The organism is Arthrobacter sp. DualSoilB13, assembly GCF_055389195.1.
The window spans coordinates 2,480,647-2,507,588 of record NZ_AP035865.1 but is presented as its reverse complement, the minus strand read 5'-3'; the positions used below and the strand labels follow the sequence as shown (position 1 = coordinate 2,507,588).

The following is a 26,942-nucleotide window of genomic DNA, read 5'->3' as shown; positions in this document are numbered from 1 at the left end:
GCATATTTCGCACAAACCGCAGTAGATTTAGTGGATACAGACACCCGGGCCACCCAGGAGAACCGAAGCACCTTGCACTTGAAAAGTTTGACTGTCCGAGGATTCAAGTCGTTTGCGTCGGCCACGACCTTCGACTTTGAACCTGGCGTCACCGCCGTCGTCGGGCCCAACGGATCGGGCAAATCCAATGTGGTGGATGCCTTGGCCTGGGTCATGGGAGAGCAGGGCGCCAAAACCCTCCGGGGTGGCAAGATGGAAGACGTCATTTTCGCAGGTACTTCTGGCCGCCCACCGTTGGGCCGGGCCCACGTCGCCCTGACCATTGACAACGCAGACAACGCGCTCCCCATCGAGTACAGCGAAGTCACTATCTCCCGCACTCTGTTCCGTACCGGTGGGTCCGAGTACGCCATCAACGGCGCCCCGTGCAGGCTGTTGGACATTCAGGAACTTCTCTCCGATTCCGGCTTGGGCCGTGAAATGCACGTGATCGTGGGACAAGGCCAGCTGGACCGCGTACTCCATGCCACCCCCGAGGACCGCCGGGGCTTCATCGAGGAAGCAGCGGGAATCCTCAAGCACCGCCGCCGCAAGGAAAAGACGGTCCGCAAGCTCGAAGCCATGCAGGCCAATCTCGCACGGCTCGGTGACCTCACGGCAGAAATACGTCGGCAATTGACTCCGTTGGGCAAACAGGCGGAGATAGCCCGCCGCGCCCAAACAGTCCAGTTCGACGTCCGGGATGCCCGCGCCCGGCTTTTGGCGGACGACCTTGTCCAACTGACAACCACCCTTGAAAAGGACGTTGCAGACGAAGCCGCCCTCAAAGAGCGCCGCCGGGTGGTTGAGGCAGGGCTTGGGACGGGTCGGCGCCGCCAAGCGGGATTGGAGCAGCAAGCCGCCGAAGCCACGCCGCGACTCAATGCCGCACGGGAGCAGTGGTACCAGCTTTCGGCCAACCGGGAACGACTCCGCTCACTCGGATCCTTGGCCAGCGAACGCAGAAGACTCCTGGGTTCCGCGGAGGCCTCACCGGACACCGGACGTGACCCCGAACAACTCGAGCGCCAGGCTGCCCGGGTCCGTGAGGAACAGACTGCCCTCGAACACGACATCCTCGCCAAGCAGGCGGCTCTTCTTGAGGCAACGGTTGCAAAGGACTCGGCCGAGGCGCTCGCAGCTGCGGAGGACAAGCGCCTAACAGCCATGTTGAGGGCGGCCGCCGACCGCAGGGAGGGGCTGGCCAGACTGGCAGGCCAGGTGGCCGCGGCCAGGTCCCGGGCCGAAGCTGCCGAGGCCGAACGTGGTCGCCTCAGGGAATCCCTCGCTGCAGGTGACGAACGGCGCCGCAAGGCGCAGAGCGAGTTCACTGCCCTCGAAACGCAAGTGGCTGGCGTTGAAGATGGCGAAGAGAGCCTCGACGCTGACTACGAGAATGCCAACGAGGTCCTGGATGCAGTCCTCGCGGAGATCGAGGAACTGAAAGCTTCCGAGCGGGAAGCTGTCCGCGAGCGGGACGCCCTGACGGCACGACGCGATGCCCTTCAACTCGGGCTCAACCGCAAGGACGGGTCGGGAAGTCTTCTGACGGCTGAGGGCGTTCTTGGACCGTTGGCGGCGCTGGTATCCATCGAGCCGGGATACGAGGCCGCCATAGCTGCCGCCTTGGGCAGTGCCTCGGACGCCTTGGCGGTTGCCGACACCGACAGCGCCCTGGCAGCCATCCGCCTGCTGAAGGATAACGACGCGGGGCGGGCATCACTGCTTCTTCCCGGAAGTACTTCCCCCGGTGAAGATCCCGGCACCAACCTCGAGCTTCCCGCCGGCTGCCGTTGGGCTGCCGACGTGGTGAAGATCGCTGATCCTGTTGCCCAAGGCGCGCTCGGGCTCCTGGTCCGTACCGCCGTCGTTGATGATGTTGCGGTGGCGGCAGCTCTCATCGCAGATAATCCACACCTCAGGGCGGTGACCCGCGAGGGTGACGTTTTTACCTCCCTGACCATCACAGGAGGATCTGCCACCGCGCCGTCGCTGCTGGAAGTTCAGGCGGCAGTGGACGACGCCGTTGCCCGGCTCCAGGAGGTCACGGCCCGTCTGGAACGTGGACGCTTCGCCTTGGCCGCCGCTCAAACGCGCCGTGCCGAAGCGCAGGACCGCGCGGACGCCGCTTTGGAGCGGTTGCATGAATCGGATGCCCGCCTTGCCGCTGTTGCTGAGCGCCTGGGTCATCTCAACTCCGTTCTTCGCAGCGCTGTGGGCGAAAGCGAACGGCTCGCCACGTCCATGGCCAAGGCCGAAGCCAACATCGCAGAAGCCCAACTTGACCTTGAAGTCGCCGTGGAACGCCTCGCTGCGGCCCAGGAAGCACCTGACGAGGAACCATCCACGGAACAGCGGGATGAACTCGCTGTCCAGGCCAGGACTGCCCGGGCATTGGAAACCGAAGCCCGGCTTGCCCTCCGGACATCCGAGGAGCAGTTGGGAGCCATCAGCAACCGGGCGGCATCGCTTGAGCGCGCCGCGGCTACCGAACGGCGTGCCCGTGAGGAGGCCGCCCGGCGCGCGCAACGCCGACGCGCGCAGGCGCAGCGTGCGGCGGCGGTCGCGTCCGCTGTGGAGCAGACCCTCAGGTTCATCGACGTTTCAGTTGACCTGGCCGGCTACGATCGCGACCTTGCCGAGCAAAAGCGGGATGAGTTGGAGAAGGAACTCGCTGAGGTCCGCTCGGGCAACGACGCCTTGGCGCGGGAGCTTGCCGAGCTAACGGACTCGGTACACCGGGATGAGATGGCCCGGACGCAGCAGCGGCTCCGTATCGAGGCTTTGGAAAGCCGGTCCATTGAAGAGCTGGGACTCTCGGCCGAACAACTCATTGCCGATTATGGTCCGGATAAAATGGTGCCCCTGCCTCCCGGATCGGCTACAGATAAGTGGGCCGAACTCCGGGCGCCTGTTGACGAAAACGGTGACGCCATCATTGAGGGGATTCCGTTCGTCCGGGCAGAGCAGGAGAAAAGGCTGAAGAAAGCCGAGCGTGAGCTCGGGGCCCTTGGCAAAGTGAACCCGTTGGCGTTGGAAGAGTTCGCCGCCCTGGAAGAACGGCACCAGTTCCTGAGCTCGCAGCTGGAGGACCTCAAATCCAGCCGCAAGGACCTGTTGGACATCATCAAAGAGGTGGACAACCGTGTCCAGCAGGTGTTTACCGAGGCTTTTGCTGACACGTCAGCCCAGTTCGACCACGTCTTTGCCAGGCTTTTTCCCGGCGGTGAGGGCAGGTTGGTTCTCACGGACCCCGACGACATGCTTAATACCGGGATTGAAGTGGAGGCGCGTCCGGCGGGCAAGAAAATCAAGAGGCTTTCTCTGCTCTCTGGCGGGGAGCGCTCACTGACGGCAGTGGCGCTGTTGGTGGCCATCTTCAAAGCCCGCCCCTCGCCCTTCTATGTCATGGACGAGGTAGAGGCGGCGTTGGACGATACCAACCTGGGCCGACTCATCACCATCTTTGAGGAACTGCGTGAGTCCAGCCAGCTGATTGTGATCACCCACCAGAAGCGCACCATGGAAGTGGCAGACGCGCTCTACGGAGTGACGATGAGGGGCGACGGCGTCTCAACCGTGATCAGCCAGAGGCTCGGTGCCGGGGCATAGCTTTATGAGAAGGTAGGGGAGTGAACGATTTCCTACCCATAATTCTGTCCATTCTCGCTGCGCTCGTAGTGGTCGGCGGACTCGTGCCGGTACTGATGAAAGCCCGGAAGACCGGCGCAAAGTACCCCGGAACACGTGACGCGAACGATCCCGTCCAGTCATCGGCAGCAGGCGGCGGAACCCTTGTGGAGGACCGCCCGGATGCGGTAAAGGCTCCGGCCCCGACCTTCGACGGAACCGTTGCGGACACAGACGTCCCGGATGACGCCGCCGGGCTAGAGACCATCGCCATCGATACACCGGCGCCGGTGGAGGGTCGCCTGACCCGTCTTCGTGCCAGGTTGATCAAGTCCAACAACATCCTGGGCAAGGGCCTCCTCGCACTGTTGTCCGGCGACAAGATCGACGAGAACGTGTGGGACGAGGTAGAAGAGACCCTCCTGCTGGCCGATCTTGGAACCGAACCCACCATGCAGTTGGTCGACTCCCTGCGTGAGCGCGTCAAGGTTCTGGGCACCCGCAGCCCCGAAGACGTCAAGGCGATGCTCCGTGAAGAACTGATCAAACTGGTTGATCCAGGCATGGACCGTTCCTTGAATGTCGAGCGCAAGGGCGACCGCCCCGCCGTCGTGCTTGTTGTAGGCGTGAACGGCGTTGGTAAGACCACCACCGTGGGCAAGCTGGCGCGTGTGCTGGTGGCTGAAGACAAAGATGTCCTGTTGGGCGCCGCAGATACTTTCCGTGCTGCTGCTGCCGAGCAGTTGGCCACCTGGGGACAGCGCGTGGGTGTGCCCACCGTCAAGTCCGACATCGACGGCGCCGACCCCGCGTCGGTGGCTTACGAAGCGGTGAAGGCCGGCATCGATCAGGAGGTCGATGTGGTCATGGTTGACACCGCAGGACGCCTGCAGAACAAAACCGGACTCATGGATGAGCTCGGCAAGGTCAAGCGGGTCATTGAGAAACTGGCAGAAGTGGACGAGGTTCTGTTGGTCCTGGACGCCACCACCGGACAGAACGGACTCAATCAGGCACGCGTCTTTGCGGAGGTAGTGAACATCACCGGCATCGTTTTGACCAAGCTGGACGGAACGGCCAAGGGCGGCATCGTGGTGGCTATCCAGAAGTCTCTGGGAGTTCCCGTGAAGCTCATTGGTTTGGGCGAAGGCCCGGACGATCTTGCACCGTTCGACGCCGAAAGCTTCGTGGACGCACTGCTCAACTAGCGTCGTGGCCGGCGGGGGAGTGCTTCGAAGGCTCCCGCGCCGGCAGCCATGCCGCCGCCGTAAGGAGGAGCACGCCTCCGGTGATGCCGAACGCCCATCCGTAGCCGAGGCGGTCAGCGAGGAGCCCGGCCACGATCGGACCGACGATCGCACCCGTGTCAGCGGCCATTTGGAAGATGGCCAGTACTTTCCCTCCCGAGCGTCCGCGGCCGATGACATCAGCGACAGCAGCCTGCTGTGCCGGGCCCAGCAAACCGGAACCGAAACCCGCCACTGCTGAGGCGATGAGGAATCCGGTGAGATCCGTGGTGAGTCCGATCACGCCGGTGGCTGCGCCCGTGATGAGCAGGCCGGGAATCAGCAGCGGCTTTCGCCCCCAAGCGTCCGCGAGCCGTCCACTGAACGTCAGGGCAAGGGCGTTGCCCACGGCAAAGATGGCCAGGGCCCAAGCGGCGGTCTCCGGCGCGGACTGCAGGACCGCAACGGCGAACAGCGGGATGGTGGCCATTCGGACGCCGAACGTCACCCAGCCGTTGCCAAAACTCGAGAAAATGGCGGCACGGTACGCGGAGTCCGCCAGTGCTTCCTTCACGGTCATTGCCGGGGCAGGAGCGGTGTCCTCGGCCGTGTTGCCTTCCCCGCTAAGCATGGTGCGTACCACCAAGGCAGCTACCAACAACGCTCCGGCGTAGGCAAGGAAGGGCACCCGGAGGCCAAAGCCTGCCAGCAAGCCGCCCACTACCGGCCCCAGGACGCTTCCAATCAGGAAAGCCGAGGCGTAAGCACCGGAGACCCGTCCCCGCCGTTCGGGTGGTGCGAGTCGGATGAGTAGTCCCATGGCGGCAACGGTAAACATCACTGAGCCGGCCCCGCCTAGCCCGCGGAAGATCAGCAGTTGCCAATAGTCCTGGGCAAAGGCGCAAGCCGCCGTGGACACCGCTACGATCAGCAGGCCTGAGACGTAAACGTTCCGTTCGCCAAACCGTCCGATCAGGGCGCCCCCCGCCGGGGCGAAGACCAGCCTCATGAAGGCGAAGATGCTGACGATCACCGCGGCAGCCGTAGCGCCGACGTCGAACGTTGTGGCGAATTGCGGCAGAACCGGGGCCACCAGGCCAAAGCCCAAGGCAATGAGGAACGCCGCGGCCAACATCACTTTGATGTCGCGCGGAAGGGGAGTCTTGTCCGGCCTGATCCTTTGGGCTTTGACGGATCTGGGCGACTCGGTCATACGGTGCTGGTCCTTCGGTGGGATTCACGGTGGTATTTCTGGGGCAAATGAGGTGCATGTGGTGCCAAACCGGATTTTTCCGGTGAAGTCCGACGCCTGAAACATATCCGTAACACCGGGGATATGCACCATTTACGTTGGGGAGGTTGTTGTAACGAGCCCGCAATGTAAAACCTGCGCAGGTGAAACACGGCGGCACAAAACTCTTAAGCAGGACGCAAACGGCGTCAGGACAGCGGTTGAACCGCAGATCTAGCAAGAGAGGAACGTGCACCATGGAACTTACCGCAGGTCACGTATGGGTCATGGTGGCGGCGGCGCTTGTGCTGTTCATGACACCTGGTCTGGCATTTTTCTACGGCGGCATGACACGCGCCAAGGCAGCCCTGAACATGATGATGATGAGCTTCATCTCCATCGGCATTGTGGGCGTCGTCTGGGTGCTCTGGGGTGCTTCGATGAGCTCCGGCGAAGGCTTCATGCAGATTGTGGGTAACCCCTTTGCTGCCTTCGGTCTTGCCGGGGTGGAAACCACACCCGACGCCATGATCAAGATTGGTTACGCGGCAACCTTCGCCATCATCACGGTAGCCCTTATCAGCGGCGCGATTGCTGACCGCGCCAAGTTCGGCGCCTGGAGCATCTTTGTCCCTGTATGGGTCACCCTGGTTTACTGCCCGCTGGCCTACATGGTCTGGGGTGGCGGGTTGTTCGGTCCCGAAGGTGCGATCGGCAAGGCCCTCGGCCCGGCCATTGACTTTGCCGGCGGCACCGTAGTTCACATCAACGCAGGTGTAGCGGCACTTGTCCTGGTGCTCATCATCGGCAACCGCCGCGGCTTCGGTAAGGACCCGAACCACCGCCCGCACAACATCCCGTTCGTGATGCTCGGTGCTGCAATCCTCTGGTTCGGCTGGTTCGGTTTCAATGGCGGCGCAGCTACAACCGCTGAACAAGCGGGCCTGATTTGGATCAATACCCTGGCGGCCCCTGCAGCAGCCATGATCGGCTGGCTCATCACCGAACGCATCCGTGACGGCCACCCGACGTCGCTCGGCGCGGCATCCGGTGTGGTTGCCGGCCTGGTAGCTATCACCCCGGCCTGCGCAAACGTGGACCCCATTGGCGCCCTCGGCCTGGGTGTAGTTGCCGGTGTTGCCTCTGCCTTGGCAGTCGGCCTGAAGTTCCGTTGGGGCTTCGATGACTCCCTGGACGTTGTAGGCGTCCACCTCGTTTCCGGCATCATCGGCACCGTGGCCCTTGGCTTCATCGCCAAGTCCACTGACGGCGTGGGTGGTGGCCTCTTCTACGGCGGCGGCATGGCACAGATGTGGGCACAGCTCGCAGCAGCCGGTATTGCGATTGCCTTCTCGGCCATCATGACGGCCATCATTGCCTTCGCCATCCACAAGACCATGGGCTTCCGTGTCTCCACTGAGCAGGAAAACGTTGGCGTGGACCTCAGCCTCCACGCTGAGACGGCCTACGAGTTCGGAGTCAATGGCCACGGTGGCAGCTTCCAGCCGTTGCACAATGCAATGACAGGTAAGGCAGACACGGCAGCAGACGCCAAGACCCCCGCAGAAGGCAAGGAGAGTGTCCAGGCATGAAGCTCATCACAGCGATCGTCCGTCCCGAAAAGCTTGAAGCAGTCCGGGAAGGCCTCGAATCATACGGGGTCCAGGGCCTGACGGTCAGCGCGGCAAGCGGCTACGGCCGTCAGCGCGGCTACACCGAGGTGTACCGGGGAGCCGAGTACAACGTGGATTTGTTGCCGAAGATCCGCATCGAGGTCCTTGCCACGGATGAGCAGGCAGATGACATCCTGGATGTCCTCATCGCCAGCTCAAACACAGGCCGCGCCGGTGACGGCAAGGTGTGGACCGTGGATGTTTACGAAGCAGTCAGGGTCAGGACCGGGGAGCGCGGCGCAGCCGCAATCTAAGTCCCTGATGCAGCAAAGCGGGCCGGGTACCAGTCAAGGTACCCGGCCCGCTTGTGCTGTTAACGCTGTCTTGGATGTGCCATCAGTCTTTAGTCCACGACGCCGGTGGGCCAGTTCGCCGGCCCCGCGCTGCCGGCGCCGTACTCGTCCAGCGGGACGTCGCCTGCCTCCCAGGCGCGGAGGACCGGCTCGATGATCCGCCAGCAGTCCTCCGCGGTGTCGCCCCGAACAGACAGCAAGGGGTCGCCGTTCAGGATGCCTTCCAGCACCTCACCGTAAGGGAGCATTCCGGCTGCGCTGAGCTGCGCCACCAGACTTGCCCGGTCCAGCGTGAAAATGTCGCCGGGTCCGTTGACGTCGATGTCGAATTCCAGCACGTCGGGTCCGAAACCGATCCGCAGCTGGTTGGGGGAGTCCACGCCTGAGAATCCCTTCGGAAGGTGGGGGACAGGGCGGAAGGTGATCACAGCTTCCTTGCGTCGGCGTCCCAGGGCCTTGCCCGAGCGAAGGATGAACGGAACACCCTTCCACCGCCAGTTGTCGATCTCCACCCGGACTTCGGCCAGGGTTTCGGTATTGCGGGAAGGGTCTACACCCTCTTCGGCAGCGTAATCCGGAACTGTCCGTTCGCCGAGTGTTCCCGCCGTGTAGCGGGCGCGGCCAGTGGATTCGCTGTACGGAGCTTTGATGCTGCTGGCCCGCAGGACGGTTGCCACGGCGTCACGCAGGTCCCGTTCCTCGATGGTGGCCGGGGCGTCGATCGCCAGGAATGCCATGATGTGCAGCAGATGGCTCTGGATCATGTCCCGCAGGGCGCCGGCAGTGTCGTAATACCGGGCCCGGCCCTCCAGTGCCAGGTCCTCATCAAAAATGACCTCCACCTTTTCGATGTGGTCCCGGTTCCAGACGGGCTCCAGGAACCTGTTGGCGAAGCGTAGTCCCAGGACGTTCAGTACAGTGGCTTTACCCAGGAAGTGGTCCACACGGTGGATGTGGTCCTCGGGAACCAGCTCAGCAAGTGTTTTATTGAGCTCGTGCGCAGATTCTGATCCCGAGCCAAATGGCTTTTCCATCACCAGGCGCGTTCCAGGGGGTAGCTGATCCCGGTGGAGGACCTCGCAGGCCTTTTGGCTGACGTGCGGGGGCAGAGCGAAGTAGATGGCAATGGGCCCCTCCAGCTGCGCGAGCAGGTCCGCCAAGGGGCCGTCGGCGGTGACATCCACCTGATGGTATTCAGTGCTGGAGGCGACAGCAGCCACGTCAGCGCGACCCTCGGCATCGGCGGTAGCTGACGCCGCAGCGAAGGCGCCATTGACCCGCTCCTGCCACTGTTCGGGGGACCAGGGGTCAGAACCCGCCCCCACCAATCGCAGGCCGGGCGCCCGGCCGGTAGCCAGGAGTCCGGCCAGGCCGGGCAGAAGCAGCCGGCCCGTCAGGTCCCCGGACGCGCCGAGGATGAGCAACGTTTTTACAGTTGTTTTGCTGGTCACTGTGCCAGCATGCCATCTTGCAGGTGCGACTTGGTACCCTAGATAGTCGAGTCCCGTAGTCGAAACAGAATTGTTGGCTGAGGCAGGTTTGCCGGGGCAAGAATGATCAGGACTATGGCGTGCCGCATTGGCCGCCATTCGTAGACCATCGAAAGAAGTGCACGGCGCGTGTTCAATTCACTCTCTGACCGGTTGACAGCAACCTTCAAGAACCTTCGTGGCAAGGGCCGCCTCACCGAGGCTGACGTCGATGCCACAGTTCGTGAAATTCGCCGTGCCTTGCTGGATGCGGACGTTGCAGTTTCCGTGGTCCGCGAGTTCACAGGCCGCATCCGCGAACGTGCCCTCGGCGCCGAAGTCTCGGGAGCGTTGAACCCGAGCCAGCAGATCGTCAAGATCGTCAACGAGGAACTCAAGGAGATCCTCGGCGGCGAAACGCGCCGTATTCGTTTGGCCAAGACCGGCCCCACCATCATCATGCTCGCCGGCCTCCAGGGTGCCGGTAAGACCACTCTTGCAGGCAAGCTATCCAAGTGGCTCAAGTCCCAGGGCCACAGCCCCATGCTGGTGGCTTGTGATCTCCAGCGCCCCAATGCCGTGACCCAGCTCCAAGTGGTGGGACAGCGCGCGGGCGTCCCGGTGTTCGCTCCGCACCCCGGTGCAACGTCCGAGCTCGAGCACCCTGCGGGCGACCCCGTAGCCGTCGCCAAGGCCGGTGTTGAGGAAGCACGTCAGAAGTTGCACGACGTCGTGATTGTTGACACCGCCGGTCGTCTTGGCGTCGACGCCGAGATGATGGATCAGGCCCGCCGCATCCGTCAGGCGATCATCCCCAACGAAGTTCTCTTCGTTATCGACTCCATGATTGGCCAGGACGCCGTTAACACGGCGATGGCCTTCGATGAAGGCGTTAACTTCACGGGCATCGTTCTGTCCAAGCTCGACGGCGACGCCCGCGGCGGTGCCGCGCTCTCGGTCGCGTCCGTCACTGGTAAGCCGGTGATGTTTGCCTCCACCGGTGAAGGCCTGGATGATTTCGAGCTCTTCCACCCGGACCGTATGGCTTCCCGCATCCTGGACATGGGCGACGTCCTCACCCTGATTGAACAGGCCGAGAGGTCGTGGGACAAAGACGAAGCTGCCCGGATGGCGAAGAAGTTCGCTGATCAGGAAGACTTCACCCTGGACGACTTCCTCGCCCAGATGCAGCAAATCCGCAACATGGGCTCCATGAAGAAGATGCTCATGATGATGCCGGGTGCGCAGAACATCCGTCAGCAGCTGGAGAACTTCGACGAAAAAGAGATCGACCGCGTTGAGGCGATCGTCCGCTCCATGACTCCGCATGAGCGTGTTGCTCCGAAGATCATCAACGGCTCACGCCGTGCCCGTATCGCCAGGGGTTCCGGTGTGCACGTGTCCGAGGTCAATGGCCTGTTGGAGCGGTTCGCGCAGGCCCAGAAGATGATGAAGAAGCTCGCTCAGGGCGGCGGCATGCCGGGCATGCCCGGGATGCCTGGTCTCGGTGGTCCTGGCGGCGGGCGCAAAAACGGGAAGAACGCCCCTAAGAAGAAGGCTCGTTCGGGCAACCCCGCAAAGGCGGCACAGGAACTGCGCGACGCTGAGGCCAAGCGGGCCAACGCGGCCTCGGCAGCACCCACGGGCGCGGCTTTTGGACAGGGTGCCGCGGACTTCGATCCGTCGTCCCTGAATCTCCCCAAGGGCTTCGACAAGTTCCTCGGAAAGTAAGTAGTGCTTCCCAAGGAGCCGGGATTTCCGGCCCTTGGGATGTCAGAGCCGTGGAATAGGCTGAACCAATGCATAAGCAGCGCGTAGTCTTCGTTCACGGCCTGGGCAGTTTTGGTGCTGCGGCATGGCCGAAGCAACATGGAATGGCACTTGCTTACGACGCTTTGTTCCTGAGGCGGCACGGCTTTGACTCCATCGCAGAGCCCGTGGAATCCAATGTGGCAGCCGATGTTGCCATCGTGATCAATGCGTTGCGTGATTCGGCAGGTGGGCACGTGGTAGCCCACCAACAAGGCGCTATCTCTGCCATGCTGGCGGCCATTGAACGTCCTGATCTGGTGCACTCGCTGACTCTGGTGGAGCCCGCTTGTTTGTCGTTGACGGCTGAGCTTCCGGCAACGGGTTCCCACCGGGCCCTTATGGAACCGTTATTCGACGCCCGCATGCAACTCAATGACGCTGATTACCAACGTGAGTATTTCCGCAGGGCGTTTTCTGCCGAAACCGGAGGCCTGGACACTCCGGAAGCACGCCGTTCAGCCCGCCGGCTCAGACTCCAGGCGCCACCATGGGAGGCCCCGCTCCACATTGTTCCCGGGGTTCCCACTTTGGTTCTCACCGGCGGATGGGAGCCGCTTTACGAGGAAATTGCCGGCTACCTCCAGGAGACCGGTGCCCTTCGCCGCGTAGCAGCGGGAGGACACCGGCCCCAGGATTCGGTCGACGGCGACCAGGCTATCCGCTCGTTCATCGCGGATGTGGGCCGGGCGATGTCAGTTCAGGCCTCCTGAGCTGCTGCCTTGGTTCGCGGGGACGTGAAGCTGCGGCAGGTACACCTTTCCCCCTGAAGCCAAGAACTCCTCGCTCTTTTCGCGCATCCCGTTATACATTCCTGCGATTGCAGCCTGGGATTCTGCCGAACCGTATTCGTCGCGGATGTCCTGGCTGATGCGCATCGAACAGAACTTAGGTCCGCACATGGAGCAGAAATGAGCGGTTTTTGCCGGTTCTGCGGGCAGTGTCTCATCATGGAACGCTTCTGCTGTGACGGGGTCCAGGGACAAAGCGAACTGGTCCCTCCACCGGAACTCGAACCGTGCCTTGGAAAGTGCATCATCGCGTTCATGAGCGCCGGGGTGCCCTTTGGCGAGGTCAGCCGCGTGCGCCGCGATTTTGTACGTGATGACGCCAGTCTTGACGTCATCCTTGTTGGGCAGCCCCAAGTGCTCCTTCGGAGTCACGTAACAGAGCATCGCGGTGCCGTAGCGTGCAATTTCCGTGGCGCCGATGGCCGAGGTGATGTGGTCATAGCCGGGGGCGATGTCGGTAACCAGTGGACCCAAGGTGTAGAACGGCGCACCCTTGCACAGTTTCTGCTGGCGCTCAACATTCTCCCGCACCAGGTGGAAGGGAATATGCCCGGGGCCTTCCACCATCACCTGGACGTCGAACTCCCACGCCCGCTGCGTCAGCTCTGCGAGGGTGTCCAACTCGGCGAACTGCGCGGCGTCGTTTGCGTCCGCAATGGAACCGGGACGCAGCCCGTCTCCCAAGGAGAACGCGACATCGTACCGGGCAAAGATTTCGCAGAGCTCGTCAAAGTGCGTGTAAAGAAAGTTCTCCCTGTGGTGCGCCAGACACCAACCGGCCATGATGGACCCGCCGCGCGAAACGATGCCCGTGACCCGGTTGGCGGTCAACGGCACGTACCTCAGCAAAACGCCCGCATGGATGGTCATATAGTCCACGCCTTGCTCGCATTGCTCAATGACGGTATCGCGGAAGATTTCCCACGTCAGCTTGTTGGCCTCGCCGTTAACCTTTTCAAGGGCCTGATAGATAGGGACTGTTCCGATCGGGACAGGTGAGTTGCGGATGATCCATTCACGCGTCGTGTGGATGTCGTCCCCCGTGGAGAGATCCATCACCGTGTCAGCGCCCCACTTGGCAGCCCACTGCAGCTTGTCCACTTCCTCGGCGATGGAGCTGGTGACCGCTGAGTTTCCGATGTTGGCGTTGATCTTGACCAGGAAAGCTTTGCCGATGATCATTGGTTCGGATTCGGGGTGGTTGATGTTGTTCGGGATGATCGCCCTTCCCGCGGCAACTTCGCTGCGGACGAGTTCAACATCGCAGTTCTCCCGCAAGGCGACGAACTGCATTTCAGGAGTTACTACTCCCTGCTTCGCGTAGTACATCTGCGTGACAGTCCTACCTTCCACGGCGCGGCGCGGCACGGGTTGCGCGCCCTTCCACTCCGCTGACGCTGCCCCACGCCGGACCGCGGACTTGCCGTCGTCGAGCAGGCTCCGCTGCCGACCGGAATAGGCTTCCGTATCTCCGCGGGCTTCGATCCACGGTGCACGGAACGGCTCCAACCCCACCACCGGATCGCTGCCCGGGCCTGCTGTTCGGTAAACCTGCAAAGGTGGATTGGCTTGCCCGTTGGGGGAGGGCTCCAAGGCGATCGCGGTGACGGGGACGCGTATGCCGTTGTCCGGATCTTCCAGCCACGCCAACGAGTGGGACTGCAACGATTGCGTGACGGACTGTTTTTGGTCCATGCCGAACTGATTTTGGACAGGGCTGTGCTGTGTTTCTGCGGTGCTCAAGGGAATACTCACTTCCTTCGCCGGCATTACCCGGACAGGTTCAACGGTCGCAGACTGCATCAGTCCGATCTCAGCCCCTGCAAGGGCTCCCGTGTGGTCGTAGACGAAGCTACCACAGCTACGAACCACCGCCCAGTCACATGGTGGGAACCGGCTCTGCCATGCCACCCCGGCTACGCTTTTGCCATGGCCAACATCATCGAATTCAGTGGACCCGTGCTCGTCTCGGCGGACGAAGAGCGCCAGGGGCTATGGTCAGTGGACGGCACCTTGACGTTCCAGCGTCCCGCTTCTGCGCCGGACAGAGTGCTGGACGGTTGGGTCCTGCCGGGTTTGGTTGACGCTCACTGCCATGTCGGACTCGGTGTTGGAGGAGCCGTTGATGAGCACGCCACGCTGGCCCAAGCCCAAGCAGACCTCGACGCCGGGACGCTGTTAATCCGCGATTGCGGATCGCCCTCGGACACCCGCTGGGTACAGCAGCGATCGGACTTGCCCCGCTTGATCCGTTCAGGCCGGCATATTGCGCGGAGCCGGCGGTACCTCCGCGGCCTGGGGCATGAAATTGAGCCCGCTGAACTGGTTGAGACCGTACGAAAGGAAGCCCGGGACGGCGATGGCTGGGTGAAACTAGTGGGCGATTGGATAGATCGCGACGTCGGTGACCTCGCGGTTTCCTTCCCGGCCAGGACCGTGAAGGATGCCATCTCAGCGGCACATGATGAAGGTGCCAGGGTCACGGCTCACTGTTTCGCTGAGGACACCATTGACGACATGCTCGATGCCAATATCGATTGCATTGAGCACGCTACCGGTCTCCTCCCGAGGCACCTTCCCCGCTTGGTGGAGCAGTCGGTGCCGATTGTTCCCACGTTGGTCAATATCGCTACCTTTCCCGATATTGCCGCGCAGGCAGAGCCAAAGTTTCCGAAGTACGCGGACCACATGCTGCGTCTGTGGGAGCGTCGCCATGAGCGTTTGTTGTCGGCCTTCGAAGCGGGGGTTTCGATCTATGCCGGGACTGATGCCGGCAGCGTCATCAGGCACGGCCGGATTGCGGAGGAGATGAAGGAACTGCACGACGCCGGCCTTCCGCCGGCGGCGGTCCTGAACGCCGCATGCTGGGGCGCCCGGGCCTGGCTGGGAGCCGAAGGCATCAGCGAAGGGGCCAGTGCCGACGTCGTGCTCTGCAGTGAGGATCCGCGGCGTCAGCTGCGGACTATGGACGAACTCCGGCACATCGTCATTCGGGGGAACGTCGCGCGTTAGGAATAAATTGAAGCTTCAAGTAATTTAGATAACTAAGAAGGTGCCGATAAGCGGCCACCTCGGAACCGGGAGCTTCACATGACCTCATCATCCAGCCAGGATCTTCTGCCTGCCGAACTCACCATGGGCACCGTCATGCTCAAGGTGGGCGACATGAAGGTCATGAGTGATTACTACCAGCGGGCCCTTGGCCTGGACGTGGTGGCCGAGCAAGACGGCGGGCTGTATTTGGGGCGTGTCGGCAAGCCGGTCGTCCACCTCGCTCCCGCGGCTGGCCTGCAGATTCCTGGGCGGGGCGAAGCCGGCCTGTTCCACACGGCCATTCTGTTCGAGGACCAGCCCTCATTGGCCGCCACCATTGCCACGGCAGCCGAATACGAACCCCGTGCGTTCGCAGGCAGCGCCGATCATCTGGTCAGTGAAGCGTTCTACTTCACCGACCCCGAAGGCAACGGCATTGAGCTGTACTACGACAAGCCCCGTGACCTCTGGAAGTGGGATGGCAAGAACGTTGTCATGGACAACGTTGCTCTCCCGCCGCAGCGGTTCTTGCAGCAGCACCTGAGTGAAGCTGCCGTGACCGGGCAGCGCGAGTCGGTGGCCGGAGTCGGGCACGTTCACCTGCAGGTGGGTGACGTGGAGACCGCGCAAAAGTTCTACGTTGAAACCCTGGGCTTCGAGCGCACCGCAGGCTGGCACGGCCAGGCGCTTTTCGTCTCCGCGGGCGGCTACCACCACCACATGGCCATGAACGTCTGGAACAGCCGCGGAGCGGGCCCGCGAAAGGACACGCTGGGCCTGGGGGAGGTCCTGATTCAAGTCCCCGGCGCCGATGACGTGGCCGCGCTTGCTGATCGCCTCAAGGTTGCCGGTGTGCAGAGCCACCATACCGGTGCCGAGCTGCGCTTTGATGATCCTTGGCGGAACAAGCTGCGCGTCACCGTGCGCTGAGGACCAGTCCGCGCCCCCGGCTGCACTAGGCTTGGCATGACGGCACGGAACCTCCGGGTTCCTGTGCCGCCGCCCCGTCAGCACGAAGGAATGAGAGTACTTTCCATGGGCTTTGCCGAAGTTTTTGTAGCCACCCACGATGAAGCGCTCAAGCGGGCTGCAGCCTTGGAGAAGGGTGCAGGTGTAACCGGCCCGGCCGTTCGGATTGACGGCATCACCGATTTCGAAGTCGAACAACTGGGCGACCTCGCAGGACAGGCTGTTCACGCCGCCGGAGCTGACTACGAGCTTGCCCTGGTTGACGTCACAAGCGACGCCCTCCTGGGTGTCCCTGAAGCCATGGTGCGGGCCCTTGCCGAACTGCTCACCTATGAGAGCGAAGGCGACGCCAACGTTCTTGACGACGTTGCCGCTGCATGGGCTGAACAGGACGATATGCCTTTCGATGCCGCGCAATCGCGCCAGTATGTCCAGCAGTTGGCTGCCCTCGCGACGGACGTCGAGAAGGCGGAGCGCGCCGGGCTTTACGTCTGGTCCGAATGACGCCCCTGTTCGCCTCAGGCTGCACCATCAACCGCGGGAGTGGGCAAGAACACGCCGGGTAGGGGGACCGGAGTCGTATTTGCTCCGGGCATCTGGCACAATAGACAGGTACTCGATCGGTGCGGCCCCTCTCTCCGTGCTCGTATCTTGTCCTTCGAACCGTCTAGTACGGCCCGCCCCACGGGTGCAGAACGTCGGGTTCAACCTCGTTTCAGAAACAGGAGTGACCACAAAAGTGGCCGTAAAGATTCGCCTTAAGCGCTTCGGTAAGATGCGCGCACCGTACTACCGCATCGTCGTCATGGATGCCCGCGCCAAGCGCGATGGCCGTGCCATTGAAGAAATCGGCAAGTACCACCCCACCGAAGAGCCGTCGTACATCGAGGTCGCTTCCGAGCGCGCCCAGTACTGGCTTTCCGTTGGTGCCCAGCCCACCGAGCAGGTTGCCGCGATCCTCAAGATCACCGGTGACTGGCAGAAGTTCAAGGGCCTGCCGGGCCAGGAAGGCACCCTGAAGACCAAAGCTCCGAAGGAAGCCTTCGTAGCCCCGGAGAAGGGTTCCGTTATCATTCCGGAAGCCATCACCAAGAAGGCCAAGAAGGACGAAGCCGAAGCTCCGGCCGAGGCTGAAGCAGAGACCACCGAGGCTGAGTAAGTTGCTGGCAGAAGCGCTCGAGCACTTGGTCCGTGGGATCGTTGACAGCCCTGAGGATGTCAAGGTCAGTGCCAAGAACAACCGCCGCGGGGAATCCCTCGAGGTGCGAGTTCACCAGGAGGACCTCGGACGGGTGATCGGCCGACAGGGACGCACCGCGCGTGCATTGCGCACGGTGGTTGCAGCCCTGGCCGGTGGCGAGCAGGTCAGGGTCGACGTCGTCGACACCGACCGTCGCCGGTAACGCGCTCAGCACTACTTGTCTTAGATCCGGCCCCTTCACCGAATATGGTGGAGGGGCCGGATTGCTTTATCCACAATTTCCTGTCTTTGCCGCCGCGCGGCGCAGGCACTATAAGAATTCAGAGGAACCCATGCAGCTCCAGGTGGCCCGGATCGGCAAACCGCACGGTATTCGCGGCGAGGTAACGGTGCAGGTACTCACCGACGCGCCTTCCGAGCGTTTCGTCGCTGGAACCGAGTTCGTTGTGGAGCCCGCCTCCGCTGGCCCATTGACCATCCGCAGTGCCCGGTGGAATAAGGACATCCTCCTGCTTGGCTTCGAAGAAATTGCCGACCGCAATGCTGCCGAGGTCATCCGGGGAGCGAAGCTCTTCATCGAAACCGAGGAACTCGACGACGAAGACGACGACGAGGGCTGGTACGAGCATGAGCTGGTTGGCCTGGAGGCCCGCGTTGGCTCGCAGGTAGTGGGCAAAGTAGCTGCTCTCACCACCCTTCCAGTCCAGGACCTGCTGACGGTCGAGGCTGCCGATGGCAAGGAAATCCTCATTCCCTTCGTCGATGAAATCGTTCCCGAGGTCAACGTCGAGGAAGGCTACATCCTCATCACCCCACCATCAGGCCTGTTTGAGATCAACGACGAGAACGTCAAGGAGCCCAAGGATGGCGCCGGGGATGATGCCTAAATGAGGATCGATGTTGTCAGCATTTTTCCTGAGTACCTCGCCCCGCTGGAGCTCTCGCTCATAGGCAAGGCCCGGCAGGACGGGTTGCTGGAGCTGAACGTCCACGATCTGCGCACGTACACGACGGACAGGCATCGGACGGTGGATGACACCCCGTATGGTGGCGGCGCCGGTATGGTCATGAAACCTGAACCGTGGGCGCAGGCCCTGGAATCAGTCGCAACCGTCCGCGAAGGCTCACAACCGGTGCTGATAGTTCCGTCGCCGGCAGGGGAGAAGTTCAACCAAGCCCTGGCGTATGAGCTCGCCGAAGAGCAACACCTGGTCTTCGCCTGTGGCCGATATGAAGGCATTGACGAACGCGTCATCGAGTGGGCCCAGGATCATTTCACCGTCCGGCCTGTCAGCCTCGGCGACTACGTCCTCAACGGCGGTGAAGTGGCAGTGTTGGCCATGGTTGAAGCCATTGGACGCCTTCTTCCAGGGGTGGTTGGCAATCCGGAATCGCTGGTTGAGGAATCCCACTCGGATGGCCTTTTGGAGTATCCCGTGTACACCAAGCCCTCAGCGTGGCGGGACCACGACGTCCCTCCGATCCTGCTCAGCGGCAACCACGGCAAGATTGCCCAGTGGCGGCGCCATGAGCAATTCCGCCGGACGGCGGAGCGCAGGCCGGATCTTATGGAAGGTTTCGACGCCGGCGGGTTGAGTCGCGCGGACCGGCAGGCCCTCGCGGAGCTCGGGTACGACGTCGTCGATGGGCGCCTGCGTGCCAAGCCCGGCGGCAAGGCCGGGAACTAAGTCACGTCCCGCCGTCGAAAGGTGCGGGGCGCCGGGCAGTTGGCCGGATGGCAGCGCATATGGCAGAATTAACCCTTGTGTCTGCTGGGCTGACACCTGCCACAGGGGGAGTTCAGCCAACAGTCGGACAACCCGGTGGCGCCAATCAGTGGCGGAACCGGACACTAAGAAACTTCGGCGGAGATTTCCGGTAGGCCTTTGCGCCCCGGGCTTGTCCGCCGTAACCCAAAGTGAATGACCTGTGGCGTTCACCAGGAGTGGATTAATGCATATCCTCGATAGCGTAGACGCAGCCTCGCTGCGTAACGATGTTCCTGAGTTCCGCGCGGGCGACACCCTCAAGGTTCACGTCAACATCATCGAAGGCAAGAACTCCCGTGTTCAGGTATTCCAGGGCTTCGTCCTGGGCCGCCAGGGCGACGGCGTTCGCGAAACCTTCACCGTGCGCAAGGTTTCCTTCGGTGTCGGCGTAGAGCGTACCTTCCCGGTACACTCCCCGATCATCGACAAGATCGAGGTCGTCACCAAGGGTGACGTCCGCCGCGCCAAGCTTTACTACATGCGCGCACTGCGCGGTAAGGCTGCGAAGATCAAGGAAAAGCGCGACTTCGCCAAGTAAGTCCTCCGACTTACGTAACGGGTCCAGGATTCGTGCCCGGTTGTTCCGGAGCAATCCGCAACGCAACAGGGATACGAGTCATGGACACATCAGAACGCCAGCCCCGGAAACAGGGCTGGCGTTTTGTTTTGCTCGCACTAGTGCTGGCCGTTGCGATCAGCGGCCTGGTCCGGTCCTTATGGCTGGATGTTTACTACATTCCCTCCGAGTCCATGGAACCCCTTCTTGAAGAAGGGGACCGGATCCTGGTCTCTCGGACGGCCTTCGCCTCTGAACCGATTCGCCGCGGGGACATTGTGGTTTTCGACGGCCGCGGTTCCTTCGACCCCCTGAGCAGCGGACAGGGTCCTTTTGTTGATGCGGTGTCCGCCGCCAGCCAATGGTTTGGGCTCACCGGCAGCGACACCACATACGTGAAGCGTGTCATAGGGGTGGGCGGCGACCACGTCCAGTGCTGCGACACGGCAGGGCACCTCACGGTGAATGGTCAGGTTCTTGAGGAACCCTATCTGTATCCCGGGGACGAGCCCAGCAAACAGAAGTTCGACGTCGTGGTCCCTGATGGGCGCCTCTGGCTCATGGGTGACCACCGTTCACGTTCCGCGGACTCGCGCGGGCTGCTGGGCGCCCCGGGTGGCGGCATGGTTCCCGTGGATCGGGTTGTAGGCCGACCGGTCCGGATCGTCTGGCCACTTGATAGATTTGCAGAGATGCCTCGCTCAGAGCAGGCCGAAACACCACCGAAGAACGGACAGTAAATGCCGGACAAAGCTCCAGAGAACCCCGAGCGTTACGACGACGACGCCCGGCTCTCGGATGGAACGGCCAGTGCCGCCGGCACGGCTGAGTCCCGCCCGGATGACGACGTGACGCCTCGGCCCGAAGAAGCGGACGGGCCTCTTACCAGGGACTCCGAAGGAGGCTCCCACGCAGCCGAGAAACCACGCAAAAACCCCGTGCTTGTGTGGGTCAAGGAAATCGTCACCGTTGTGGCGATTGCGCTGGTGCTGTCCTTCCTGCTCAAGACTTTCCTGTTCAGGGCGTTTTACATCCCCTCCGAGTCCATGGAAAGTACGTTGGACGTCAATGACCGCATCTTCATCAACCTCCTGGTGCCAGGGCCTTTCGACCTCGAACGAGGGGATGTTGTGGTGTTCAGGGACGCTCAGGCTTGGTTGCCGCCAGTAGCCACGAAGCCGGCCGGACCCATGGACTGGGTGGGAGACGGCCTGGAATTCGTCGGCCTGGCTCCTGACAACAATGATCAGCACCTGGTCAAGCGCATCATCGGGCTCCCGGGGGACCGGGTGTCCTGTTGTGATGCAGAAGGCAGGCTTTCCATCAACGGTGTGCCTGTGAACGAGACTTACATCAATCCGGCCGAGGTGCCGCAGCCGAAGCCCTTCGATATTGTTGTTCCGGAAGGAAAAGTTTGGGTGATGGGGGATAACCGCAACCACTCCGAGGATTCCCGGATGCATCAGGAAGTCAACGGCGGATTTATCAACATCGAGGATGTTGAAGGTAAAGCCACCGTTATTGCCTGGCCGATCAACCGATGGACCATCCTCGATAACTATCAGGACGTTTTCCGTGACGTCCCTGACGGCACCCCGGCTAAGTAAGGCACTTGGGCAAAGCAATGGCATCAACGGCTACCGGCTCCAAGGTCAAGGCGCAGAGTAAGACACAGAGCAAGACGCAGGGCAAGGCAACGGCTAAATCCACTAAGAAGGCCAAGAGCCCTGTGGGTGTCCCCACCCTCGATGTCGAACGGTCTTTCTTATCCTCCGGCGTCCGTTTGCTCGCAGGAGTGGATGAGGTTGGGCGGGGAGCCTTGGCCGGACCGGTCAGCGTTGGCATTGCCGTAGTAGACCTTGCCGAGCATGGCCTGCTGGCTGACGTCAAGGACAGCAAGCTGCTCAAACCCGAGGATCGGGACAGACTGGAGCCTCTTGTTCGACAGTGGGCTGTGGCCTCCGCCGTCGGGCATGCATCGTCCCGGGAGATTGACGAAATCGGCATCATCGCCGCCTTGCGGCTGGCCGGAACCCGTGCTTGGTTTGAAATCCTTGAAGGCGGCATCACTCCGGATGTTGTGCTGTTGGACGGCAGTCACAATTGGCTTTCGCCGGACGTTCAGGCCTCGCTCTTCGACAGTCCCGACCCCGGCCCTTGGTGCGAGGCGCCAGTGCATACCAGGATCAAAGCGGATATGAGTTGTCTCAGTGTTGCCGCCGCCAGTGTCCTGGCCAAAGTTGCCCGCGACCGGATTATGGTGGACCTGCATTCGGAAATTCCCTCCTATGGCTGGAACGTCAATAAGGGTTACGCCACTTCCGCTCACCGTGAAGTCATTCGCTCGCAAGGCCCCAGTGTCCATCACCGGACAAGCTGGAACCTCACCGGTCCTGATCTGGCCTGATGCCTCAGACCCACGCCGCCATCCCATGTGGCGCTTGCTGCCCGGCTGATAGTGCAAGATGGAACTATGAGCGCCGAGGACCTTGAGAACTATGAAACCGACATGGAGCTTCAGCTCTACCGCGAGTACCGGGATGTTGTCGGTCTGTTCAGCTACGTAGTGGAAACCGAGCGGCGTTTCTATCTGGCCAACCACGTGGACCTTCAGGCCCGCAGTGCGGACGGGGAAGTCTACTTTGACCTCACGCTTCAGGACGCCTGGGTCTGGGACGTTTACCGCTCTGCCCGCTTCGTCAAGAATGTTCGCGTGATCACGTTCAAGGACGTCAACGTAGAGGAACTGCCGCGGAGCGAGGACCTGGCTTTGCCGAAGGATGGCGGTCTTGGGGACCTTGGGGATCTCGGAAACTAATCAGGCGCTCCTCAGTATTCCTCCACAGCACTGACTTCCGCAGGTTTACCCACATAGCTAATTGACACCCTGCCGCAGCCTCCCGCCAGCCTGAAAACTGGTGCTTGGAGGTGGTGGTCATGAGAGCAAAAGACCTGCTTGGCCGTAATGGTGAGGCCCTGGCGGCCGATTTTCTGGAGAACCAGGGAATGCGGATCGTCGATCGCAATTGGCGGTGCCCGGACGGTGAGATCGACATCGTGGCGATCGAGGGCGAAATCCTGGTTGTTGCCGAAGTAAAGACCCGCAAGAGCCTCGACTACGGACATCCTTTTGAGGCGGTGGGTGCCGCCAAGCTCGCGCGCCTTCATCGTCTCTCGTTGTCGTGGTGTCGCGAGCATGATCTTGCTGCTCTGCGCACGCGGATCGATGTTGTTTCCGTCATTGACAGCGGCGTCGGTGAACCGCGACTTGAGCACTTGCGCGGTGTCGGCTGATGGGGGTCGGACGCAGCTACTGCGTTGCCTTGGTGGGGCTCAACGGTTACATCGTGGAGGTAGAAGCTGACATTGGCCAAACGCTCCCGAACTTCGTCATCCTGGGGTTACCAGATGCCGCTTTGAATGAGGCTAAGGAGCGCATTCGTTCGGCCGCCCAAAACTCGGGAATTCCCCTCAGCCGGCGTAAGATCACGGCCAACCTCATTCCCGCATCTCTTCCCAAGCGAGGCTCTGGATTTGATCTAGCCATCACCATGGCGGTGCTCCGTGCTGCCGACGATATCCGCGAAATTGGCGGAACCGTGTTTATTGCAGAGCTGGGGCTTGATGGACGATTGAGGCCGGTACGTGGCATCCTCCCTGCCGTCATGGCGGCTGTTCAGGCGGGTTACCCGGACGTCGTGGTGGCTGACGCCAACGCTGAGGAAGCGTCGCTTGTCCCCGGAGCGAAGGTTCGCGGCTACAAGACCCTTGCCCGGCTTGCCTACGACTTCGGCGCGGATCCCAAAGACCTCGCCCTCGACTACGACCCTGTTGACGCCGATGTGCCTGCGGATGACGCGGGCCACGTCCCGTTGATGCCGGATCTCTGTGACGTGTCGGGCCAAGGCGAGGCAAGGCGCGCCTTGGAGGTAGCCGCTGCCGGCGGCCACCACATGTTGCTGACAGGACCCCCGGGGGCAGGAAAAACAATGTTGGCAGAGCGCTTGCCGGGCCTGCTCCCGGACTTGGCCGACACAGCGGCCATGGAGGTGACGGCAATACACTCGTTGGCTGCTGTCCAGTCGGCAGCTGTCAGGCTCATCCGCAGGCCTCCCTTTGAAAGTCCCCACCACAGTGCCACCGCGGCCGCCATCATCGGCGGAGGCTCGGGGCTTCCCAGGCCCGGTGCCGCTTCGCGGGCTCATCGCGGCGTCTTGTTCCTGGACGAGGCTCCGGAGTATGAACGCCGAGTCCTGGATGCCCTCAGGCAACCTCTGGAGAGCGGGGAGCTGGTCATACACCGCTCGGCGGGCACGGCGGCGTACCCCGCCAGGTTTCAGCTGGTACTCGCCGCAAATCCCTGCCCATGCGGCAAAGCCTCCGGGAAAGGCATGGACTGTACGTGCACGGCAATGATGCGCCGGAGATATTTCGGCCGGATCTCCGGGCCTCTGCTGGACCGCGTGGATATCCAGTTACAGGTTGAGCGGGTGTCTTTGGCTGACTTTGGCCATGCCGGTCAGGAAGAAGATACAGGCACTGTAGCTGCACGAGTGCTGGCGGCCAGGGAGAGGCAACTTGAGCGTTTGATGGAGATGGGGCTCGAGACCAATTCGCAGGTGCCGGGGCGCACCCTTCGGGGTGAGCTGCGGCTGGCCCCTGGGACCACCCGGATTCTGGACACTGCACTCGAGCGGGGCACCCTCACTGCACGCGGCTACGATCGCGTCCTGCGGCTGGCATGGACGCTGGCAGATCTGGGGCACCGGGATGCTCCGGACATCGACCATATTGGTCAGGCTTTGGGCTTGCGCCAAGCTGCGACTGCCACATGAGTCATCAAGCTGCCACCGGCACATGAGTAAAAGAGACGCGAAAGGATTCACAGCCATGGCTGGTGCAGGGAAGCAAGAGAGAGAACGAATTGCCAGGGCGGCATTGGCCAGGCTCATGGAGCCGCAGGACTCTGTAGGCCTGGCACTGGTGCGGGCAGTAGGTGCAATAGATGCTCTGGGTGTCGCAACCGGTGAACTGCGCGCAGGGCCAAACCTCGAGCGGGAGATCTCAGGGCTGTTGATGGAAGGAGGCGGACCTTCGTCATGGGCAGGGCTACCGGCGAGCCTTCGACGATGGGCACCCCGAATTGCTGATCTCGCGCCGGACCGGGACCTGGAAACCATGAACAGACTGGGAGGGCGGTTGATCGTCCCGGGCGATGAGCTATGGCCCGAACAATTGGAAGGCTTGGGACTCCAGGAACCTCTTTGCCTGTGGTGGCGGGGAGGGGAACAGCCTCTGCCGTCTGTCGGGCAGGCCATTGCCCTGGTTGGATCGCGGGACAGCACCAGCTACGGAGCCTCCGTCACGGGCGACTTCGCCTACGGCCTGGCGCAGCGCGGATTTACCGTGGTCTCCGGCGGGGCCTATGGCATTGACGCCCATGCCCACCGCGGTGCCTTGAGCGGCGGAGTAGCCAGCCTGCCCACCATCGCCGTCATGGCAGGAGGCGTGGACCGCTTCTATCCATCGGGTAACGAGGACCTCCTTCGGGCAGTGTCCACACAGGGGGCTGTCCTGTCAGAGGTCCCGCCCGGGTCCGCACCCACCAGGTACAGGTTCCTGCAACGGAACCGGATCATCGCAGCCTTGGCATCAGTAACCGTGGTCGTGGAGGCACGATGGAGATCGGGAGCCCTCAATACGGCCCATCATGCCGAAACCATCGGAAGGGTTGTTGCCGCTGTCCCCGGATCCATTCACAGTGCCAACTCGGCCGGATGCCACCGCCTTCTCCGTGACGGGGGAGCCGTCTGTGTCACCGACGTCGGGGAGATTGCAGAGCTTGCCGGCGCCATCGGCGAGAGCACAAGTGAGGGACGGGCCTCCGACACCTCCGTGCATGACGGCTTGTCCTTGGAGGACCTCATTCTCCTGGATGCCTTGCCGCTTAGATCCACAAGCTCGGTGGAAAAGCTGACGGTGGTGGCAGGCCTGAGCGCGGATGCCGTCCGCGCGGGCCTGGGCCGGCTGGGGCTTCTGGGTTTGGCCACCTCGGAACGGGGCGCCTGGAAACGGACCAACACTTCTTAGCCCTTGGAGGATGCATGTTGATGCGCCTGGTTGGCACCTGCGGCTGGCACAGTGGGAAGGGTGGACGGACAATCACTACCAGCACCGCTTCAAAATGCGGTCGACGACTTTCGACGCTACTTGGAGGGGGAGCGGGCAAGGTCTGCGCACACAGTCCGCGCCTACATTTCCGATGTTGAGAGTCTCCTTGGCTTTGCCGCGTTGGAGGGTGTTCAGGAACTTGGGCAACTGGACTTGGGCTCCTTGCGGCGCTGGCTCGGAGCGCAGAGCGAGTCAGGCATGGCGCGGGCCACGCTGGCGCGCCGGGCCGCAACGGCCCGGTCTTTCACTGCATGGTTGTTGCGGGAAGAACTCATCGGGACGGACCCCGCAGTCCGTCTGCAGGCACCCAAGCGGGAGAAGTCCCTGCCGGGTGTCCTTCAGCAGCAGCAGGTCTCCCGGATGGTGAATGACCTGAATACTGCTGCCGCCGATGGTGGTCCAATGGCATTGCGCAACAGGGCAATGGTGGAGCTCTTGTATGCCACTGGTGTCCGTGTGGGTGAATTGACCGGGCTGGACATCGACGATCTTGATTCCGATCGACGCACGCTGCGTGTGCTAGGTAAGGGCAACAAGGAGCGTACTGTTCCTTTCGGTGTTCCGGCAGCTGTGGCGGTGGATGACTGGCTGAGGCGGGGCAGGCCGGCTGTAGTGACTTCCACGAGCGGGCCAGCCTTGTTCCTGGGATTGCGTGGCAAGCGTGTTGATCCGCGCCAAATCCGAGCTGTGGTGAGTGAGCTGCTGCAGGCATTGGGTGACACCTCTGCCACTGGGCCGCACGCGCTCAGGCACAGCGCGGCCACCCACCTGCTGGACGGGGGAGCGGACTTGCGCGCTGTTCAGGAAATACTCGGTCACAGCAGCCTGGCAACCACGCAGATTTACACCCATGTTTCGGTGGACCGCCTCCGGAAGAGCTACCAGCAAGCGCACCCAAGGGCCTGAGTATGCCCCGCACGTGCGATACTGGCGGAAACGGGCAGGGTACGGCAAAATGAAAGCACCACGGGGAAACCTTCAATTCACGGTTGAGGGTTAAATCTGTGCCAATATCGTCTTTAATACCAAGAAAACTAAATAGCCTGTCAGGGCCCGCATGATTTACATGGCATCCGGCAGCA

25 protein-coding genes and 1 riboswitch are annotated in these 26,942 nt (G+C 62.2%); of the genes, 22 read left to right on the top strand and 3 right to left on the bottom strand.

The window, feature by feature from the left end; genetic code table 11:
* The first annotated feature begins 72 nt into the window (after positions 1–72).
* Positions 73–3,651 carry a chromosome segregation protein SMC gene (gene smc, locus ACZ5J0_RS11515; RefSeq protein ID WP_250819799.1) on the top strand — a complete coding sequence of 1,193 codons (3,579 nt, stop codon included), beginning with the start codon at positions 73–75 and terminating at the stop codon, positions 3,649–3,651.
* A gap of 20 nt (positions 3,652–3,671) precedes the next feature.
* Entirely contained in the window at positions 3,672–4,877 is a 1,206-nt protein-coding gene (gene ftsY, locus ACZ5J0_RS11510; protein ID WP_464093165.1) for a signal recognition particle-docking protein FtsY, read from the top strand.
* On the opposite strand, the gene ACZ5J0_RS11505 is transcribed toward ftsY, so the two are convergent.
* The gene (locus ACZ5J0_RS11505; protein WP_464093164.1) at positions 4,870–6,108 is read right to left on the bottom strand and encodes an MFS transporter; all 1,239 of its coding nucleotides are present in this window, start codon (positions 6,106–6,108) and stop codon (positions 4,870–4,872) included. The two genes, ftsY and ACZ5J0_RS11505, sit on opposite strands and share 8 nt — an antisense overlap.
* Positions 6,109–6,383: 275 nt before the next feature.
* Between ACZ5J0_RS11505 and ACZ5J0_RS11500 the strand changes: the two genes are divergently transcribed.
* The gene (locus ACZ5J0_RS11500; RefSeq protein ID WP_142938762.1) at positions 6,384–7,718 is read left to right on the top strand and encodes an ammonium transporter; all 1,335 of its coding nucleotides are present in this window, start codon (positions 6,384–6,386) and stop codon (positions 7,716–7,718) included.
* Complete coding sequence (locus ACZ5J0_RS11495; RefSeq protein WP_011775128.1) at positions 7,715–8,053, top strand: P-II family nitrogen regulator; 339 nt, start codon at positions 7,715–7,717, stop codon at positions 8,051–8,053. Before ACZ5J0_RS11500 ends, ACZ5J0_RS11495 begins: the two co-directional genes overlap by 4 nt.
* An 89-nt stretch (positions 8,054–8,142) precedes the next feature.
* On the opposite strand, the gene ACZ5J0_RS11490 is transcribed toward ACZ5J0_RS11495, so the two are convergent.
* The gene (locus tag ACZ5J0_RS11490; RefSeq protein ID WP_464093163.1) at positions 8,143–9,681 is read right to left on the bottom strand and encodes a glucose-6-phosphate dehydrogenase; all 1,539 of its coding nucleotides are present in this window, start codon (positions 9,679–9,681) and stop codon (positions 8,143–8,145) included.
* Positions 9,682–9,711: 30 nt separating this feature from the next.
* Here ACZ5J0_RS11490 and ffh point away from each other — a divergent pair, with 30 nt between their 5' ends.
* Both ffh and ACZ5J0_RS11480 read left to right on the top strand, forming a co-directional pair.
* Positions 9,712–11,292, top strand: coding sequence for a signal recognition particle protein (ffh, locus tag ACZ5J0_RS11485; RefSeq protein ID WP_142938764.1), 1,581 nt, complete (start codon positions 9,712–9,714; stop codon positions 11,290–11,292).
* A gap of 68 nt (positions 11,293–11,360) precedes the next feature.
* On the top strand, positions 11,361–12,083 hold the full coding sequence (locus ACZ5J0_RS11480; protein WP_464093162.1) for an alpha/beta fold hydrolase: 723 nt from the start codon (positions 11,361–11,363) through the stop codon (positions 12,081–12,083).
* Here ACZ5J0_RS11480 and thiC read toward each other — a convergent pair.
* Complete coding sequence (thiC, locus tag ACZ5J0_RS11475) at positions 12,066–13,904, bottom strand: phosphomethylpyrimidine synthase ThiC (protein ID WP_464093161.1); 1,839 nt, start codon at positions 13,902–13,904, stop codon at positions 12,066–12,068. The two genes, ACZ5J0_RS11480 and thiC, sit on opposite strands and share 18 nt — an antisense overlap.
* Positions 13,900–14,007, bottom strand: a riboswitch (TPP riboswitch). (Overlaps the previous gene by 5 nt.)
* A gap of 83 nt (positions 14,008–14,090) precedes the next feature.
* Between thiC and ACZ5J0_RS11470 the strand changes: the two genes are divergently transcribed.
* The 16 genes from ACZ5J0_RS11470 (at position 14,091) to ACZ5J0_RS11395 (ending at position 26,766) form a co-directional block, all read left to right on the top strand.
* Complete coding sequence (locus ACZ5J0_RS11470; RefSeq protein WP_464093160.1) at positions 14,091–15,173, top strand: amidohydrolase family protein; 1,083 nt, start codon at positions 14,091–14,093, stop codon at positions 15,171–15,173.
* Between the two features lie 78 nt (positions 15,174–15,251).
* A complete protein-coding gene (locus ACZ5J0_RS11465) occupies positions 15,252–16,124 on the top strand; it encodes a VOC family protein (RefSeq protein WP_464093159.1) in 873 nt (290 codons plus the stop codon).
* 90 nt (positions 16,125–16,214) lie between these two features.
* Positions 16,215–16,667 (top strand): hypothetical protein, encoded by a 453-nt coding sequence (locus tag ACZ5J0_RS11460; RefSeq protein ID WP_142938910.1) that lies wholly within the window; start codon positions 16,215–16,217, stop codon positions 16,665–16,667.
* 235 nt (positions 16,668–16,902) lie between these two features.
* Positions 16,903–17,322 (top strand): 30S ribosomal protein S16, encoded by a 420-nt coding sequence (gene rpsP / locus ACZ5J0_RS11455; protein ID WP_017199647.1) that lies wholly within the window; start codon positions 16,903–16,905, stop codon positions 17,320–17,322.
* A 1-nt stretch (position 17,323) separates the two neighbouring features.
* Entirely contained in the window at positions 17,324–17,566 is a 243-nt protein-coding gene (locus ACZ5J0_RS11450; RefSeq protein ID WP_011775119.1) for an RNA-binding protein, read from the top strand.
* A gap of 130 nt (positions 17,567–17,696) precedes the next feature.
* Positions 17,697–18,251 carry a ribosome maturation factor RimM gene (gene rimM / locus ACZ5J0_RS11445; RefSeq protein WP_223940456.1) on the top strand — a complete coding sequence of 185 codons (555 nt, stop codon included), beginning with the start codon at positions 17,697–17,699 and terminating at the stop codon, positions 18,249–18,251.
* A complete protein-coding gene (gene trmD, locus ACZ5J0_RS11440; protein ID WP_464093158.1) occupies positions 18,252–19,052 on the top strand; it encodes a tRNA (guanosine(37)-N1)-methyltransferase TrmD in 801 nt (266 codons plus the stop codon).
* A gap of 265 nt (positions 19,053–19,317) precedes the next feature.
* A complete protein-coding gene (gene rplS, locus ACZ5J0_RS11435; RefSeq protein ID WP_014922079.1) occupies positions 19,318–19,671 on the top strand; it encodes a 50S ribosomal protein L19 in 354 nt (117 codons plus the stop codon).
* Positions 19,672–19,751: 80 nt separating this feature from the next.
* A complete protein-coding gene (gene lepB, locus ACZ5J0_RS11430) occupies positions 19,752–20,429 on the top strand; it encodes a signal peptidase I (protein ID WP_142938771.1) in 678 nt (225 codons plus the stop codon).
* Entirely contained in the window at positions 20,430–21,296 is an 867-nt protein-coding gene (gene lepB, locus ACZ5J0_RS11425) for a signal peptidase I (RefSeq protein ID WP_464093157.1), read from the top strand.
* A gap of 17 nt (positions 21,297–21,313) precedes the next feature.
* The gene (locus ACZ5J0_RS11420) at positions 21,314–22,096 is read left to right on the top strand and encodes a ribonuclease HII (RefSeq protein ID WP_464094724.1); all 783 of its coding nucleotides are present in this window, start codon (positions 21,314–21,316) and stop codon (positions 22,094–22,096) included.
* Positions 22,097–22,162: 66 nt separating this feature from the next.
* On the top strand, positions 22,163–22,507 hold the full coding sequence (locus ACZ5J0_RS11415; protein WP_018776202.1) for a DUF2469 domain-containing protein: 345 nt from the start codon (positions 22,163–22,165) through the stop codon (positions 22,505–22,507).
* Positions 22,508–22,617: 110 nt separating this feature from the next.
* Complete coding sequence (locus ACZ5J0_RS11410) at positions 22,618–22,983, top strand: YraN family protein (protein WP_464094723.1); 366 nt, start codon at positions 22,618–22,620, stop codon at positions 22,981–22,983.
* On the top strand, positions 22,983–24,524 hold the full coding sequence (locus tag ACZ5J0_RS11405; RefSeq protein WP_464093156.1) for a YifB family Mg chelatase-like AAA ATPase: 1,542 nt from the start codon (positions 22,983–22,985) through the stop codon (positions 24,522–24,524). The genes ACZ5J0_RS11410 and ACZ5J0_RS11405 overlap by 1 nt, the downstream gene beginning before the upstream one ends.
* Before the next feature lie 22 nt (positions 24,525–24,546).
* Positions 24,547–25,779 carry a DNA-processing protein DprA gene (dprA, locus tag ACZ5J0_RS11400; protein ID WP_250819789.1) on the top strand — a complete coding sequence of 411 codons (1,233 nt, stop codon included), beginning with the start codon at positions 24,547–24,549 and terminating at the stop codon, positions 25,777–25,779.
* 60 nt (positions 25,780–25,839) lie between these two features.
* Positions 25,840–26,766 (top strand): tyrosine recombinase XerC, encoded by a 927-nt coding sequence (locus ACZ5J0_RS11395; protein ID WP_464093155.1) that lies wholly within the window; start codon positions 25,840–25,842, stop codon positions 26,764–26,766.
* Positions 26,767–26,942 lie beyond the last annotated feature (176 nt).

Bases quoted from the DNA above. Each gene is read 5' to 3' on its own strand.
- ACZ5J0_RS11505 (WP_464093164.1), bottom strand. From the start codon at position 6,108: ATGACCGAGTCGCCCAGATCCGTCAAAGCCCAAAGGATCAGGCCGGAC.
- ACZ5J0_RS11500 (WP_142938762.1), top strand. From the start codon at position 6,384: ATGGAACTTACCGCAGGTCACGTATGGGTCATGGTGGCGGCGGCGCTT.
- ACZ5J0_RS11495 (WP_011775128.1), top strand. From the start codon at position 7,715: ATGAAGCTCATCACAGCGATCGTCCGTCCCGAAAAGCTTGAAGCAGTC.
- ACZ5J0_RS11490 (WP_464093163.1), bottom strand. From the start codon at position 9,681: ATGGCGGCCAATGCGGCACGCCATAGTCCTGATCATTCTTGCCCCGGC.
- ACZ5J0_RS11480 (WP_464093162.1), top strand. From the start codon at position 11,361: ATGCATAAGCAGCGCGTAGTCTTCGTTCACGGCCTGGGCAGTTTTGGT.
- ACZ5J0_RS11470 (WP_464093160.1), top strand. From the start codon at position 14,091: ATGGCCAACATCATCGAATTCAGTGGACCCGTGCTCGTCTCGGCGGAC.
- ACZ5J0_RS11465 (WP_464093159.1), top strand. From the start codon at position 15,252: ATGACCTCATCATCCAGCCAGGATCTTCTGCCTGCCGAACTCACCATG.
- ACZ5J0_RS11460 (WP_142938910.1), top strand. From the start codon at position 16,215: ATGAGAGTACTTTCCATGGGCTTTGCCGAAGTTTTTGTAGCCACCCAC.
- rimM (WP_223940456.1), top strand. From the start codon at position 17,697: ATGCAGCTCCAGGTGGCCCGGATCGGCAAACCGCACGGTATTCGCGGC.
- trmD (WP_464093158.1), top strand. From the start codon at position 18,252: ATGAGGATCGATGTTGTCAGCATTTTTCCTGAGTACCTCGCCCCGCTG.
- rplS (WP_014922079.1), top strand. From the start codon at position 19,318: ATGCATATCCTCGATAGCGTAGACGCAGCCTCGCTGCGTAACGATGTT.
- lepB (WP_142938771.1), top strand. From the start codon at position 19,752: ATGGACACATCAGAACGCCAGCCCCGGAAACAGGGCTGGCGTTTTGTT.
- lepB (WP_464093157.1), top strand. From the start codon at position 20,430: ATGCCGGACAAAGCTCCAGAGAACCCCGAGCGTTACGACGACGACGCC.
- ACZ5J0_RS11420 (WP_464094724.1), top strand. From the start codon at position 21,314: ATGGCATCAACGGCTACCGGCTCCAAGGTCAAGGCGCAGAGTAAGACA.
- ACZ5J0_RS11415 (WP_018776202.1), top strand. From the start codon at position 22,163: ATGAGCGCCGAGGACCTTGAGAACTATGAAACCGACATGGAGCTTCAG.
- ACZ5J0_RS11405 (WP_464093156.1), top strand. From the start codon at position 22,983: ATGGGGGTCGGACGCAGCTACTGCGTTGCCTTGGTGGGGCTCAACGGT.
- dprA (WP_250819789.1), top strand. From the start codon at position 24,547: ATGAGTAAAAGAGACGCGAAAGGATTCACAGCCATGGCTGGTGCAGGG.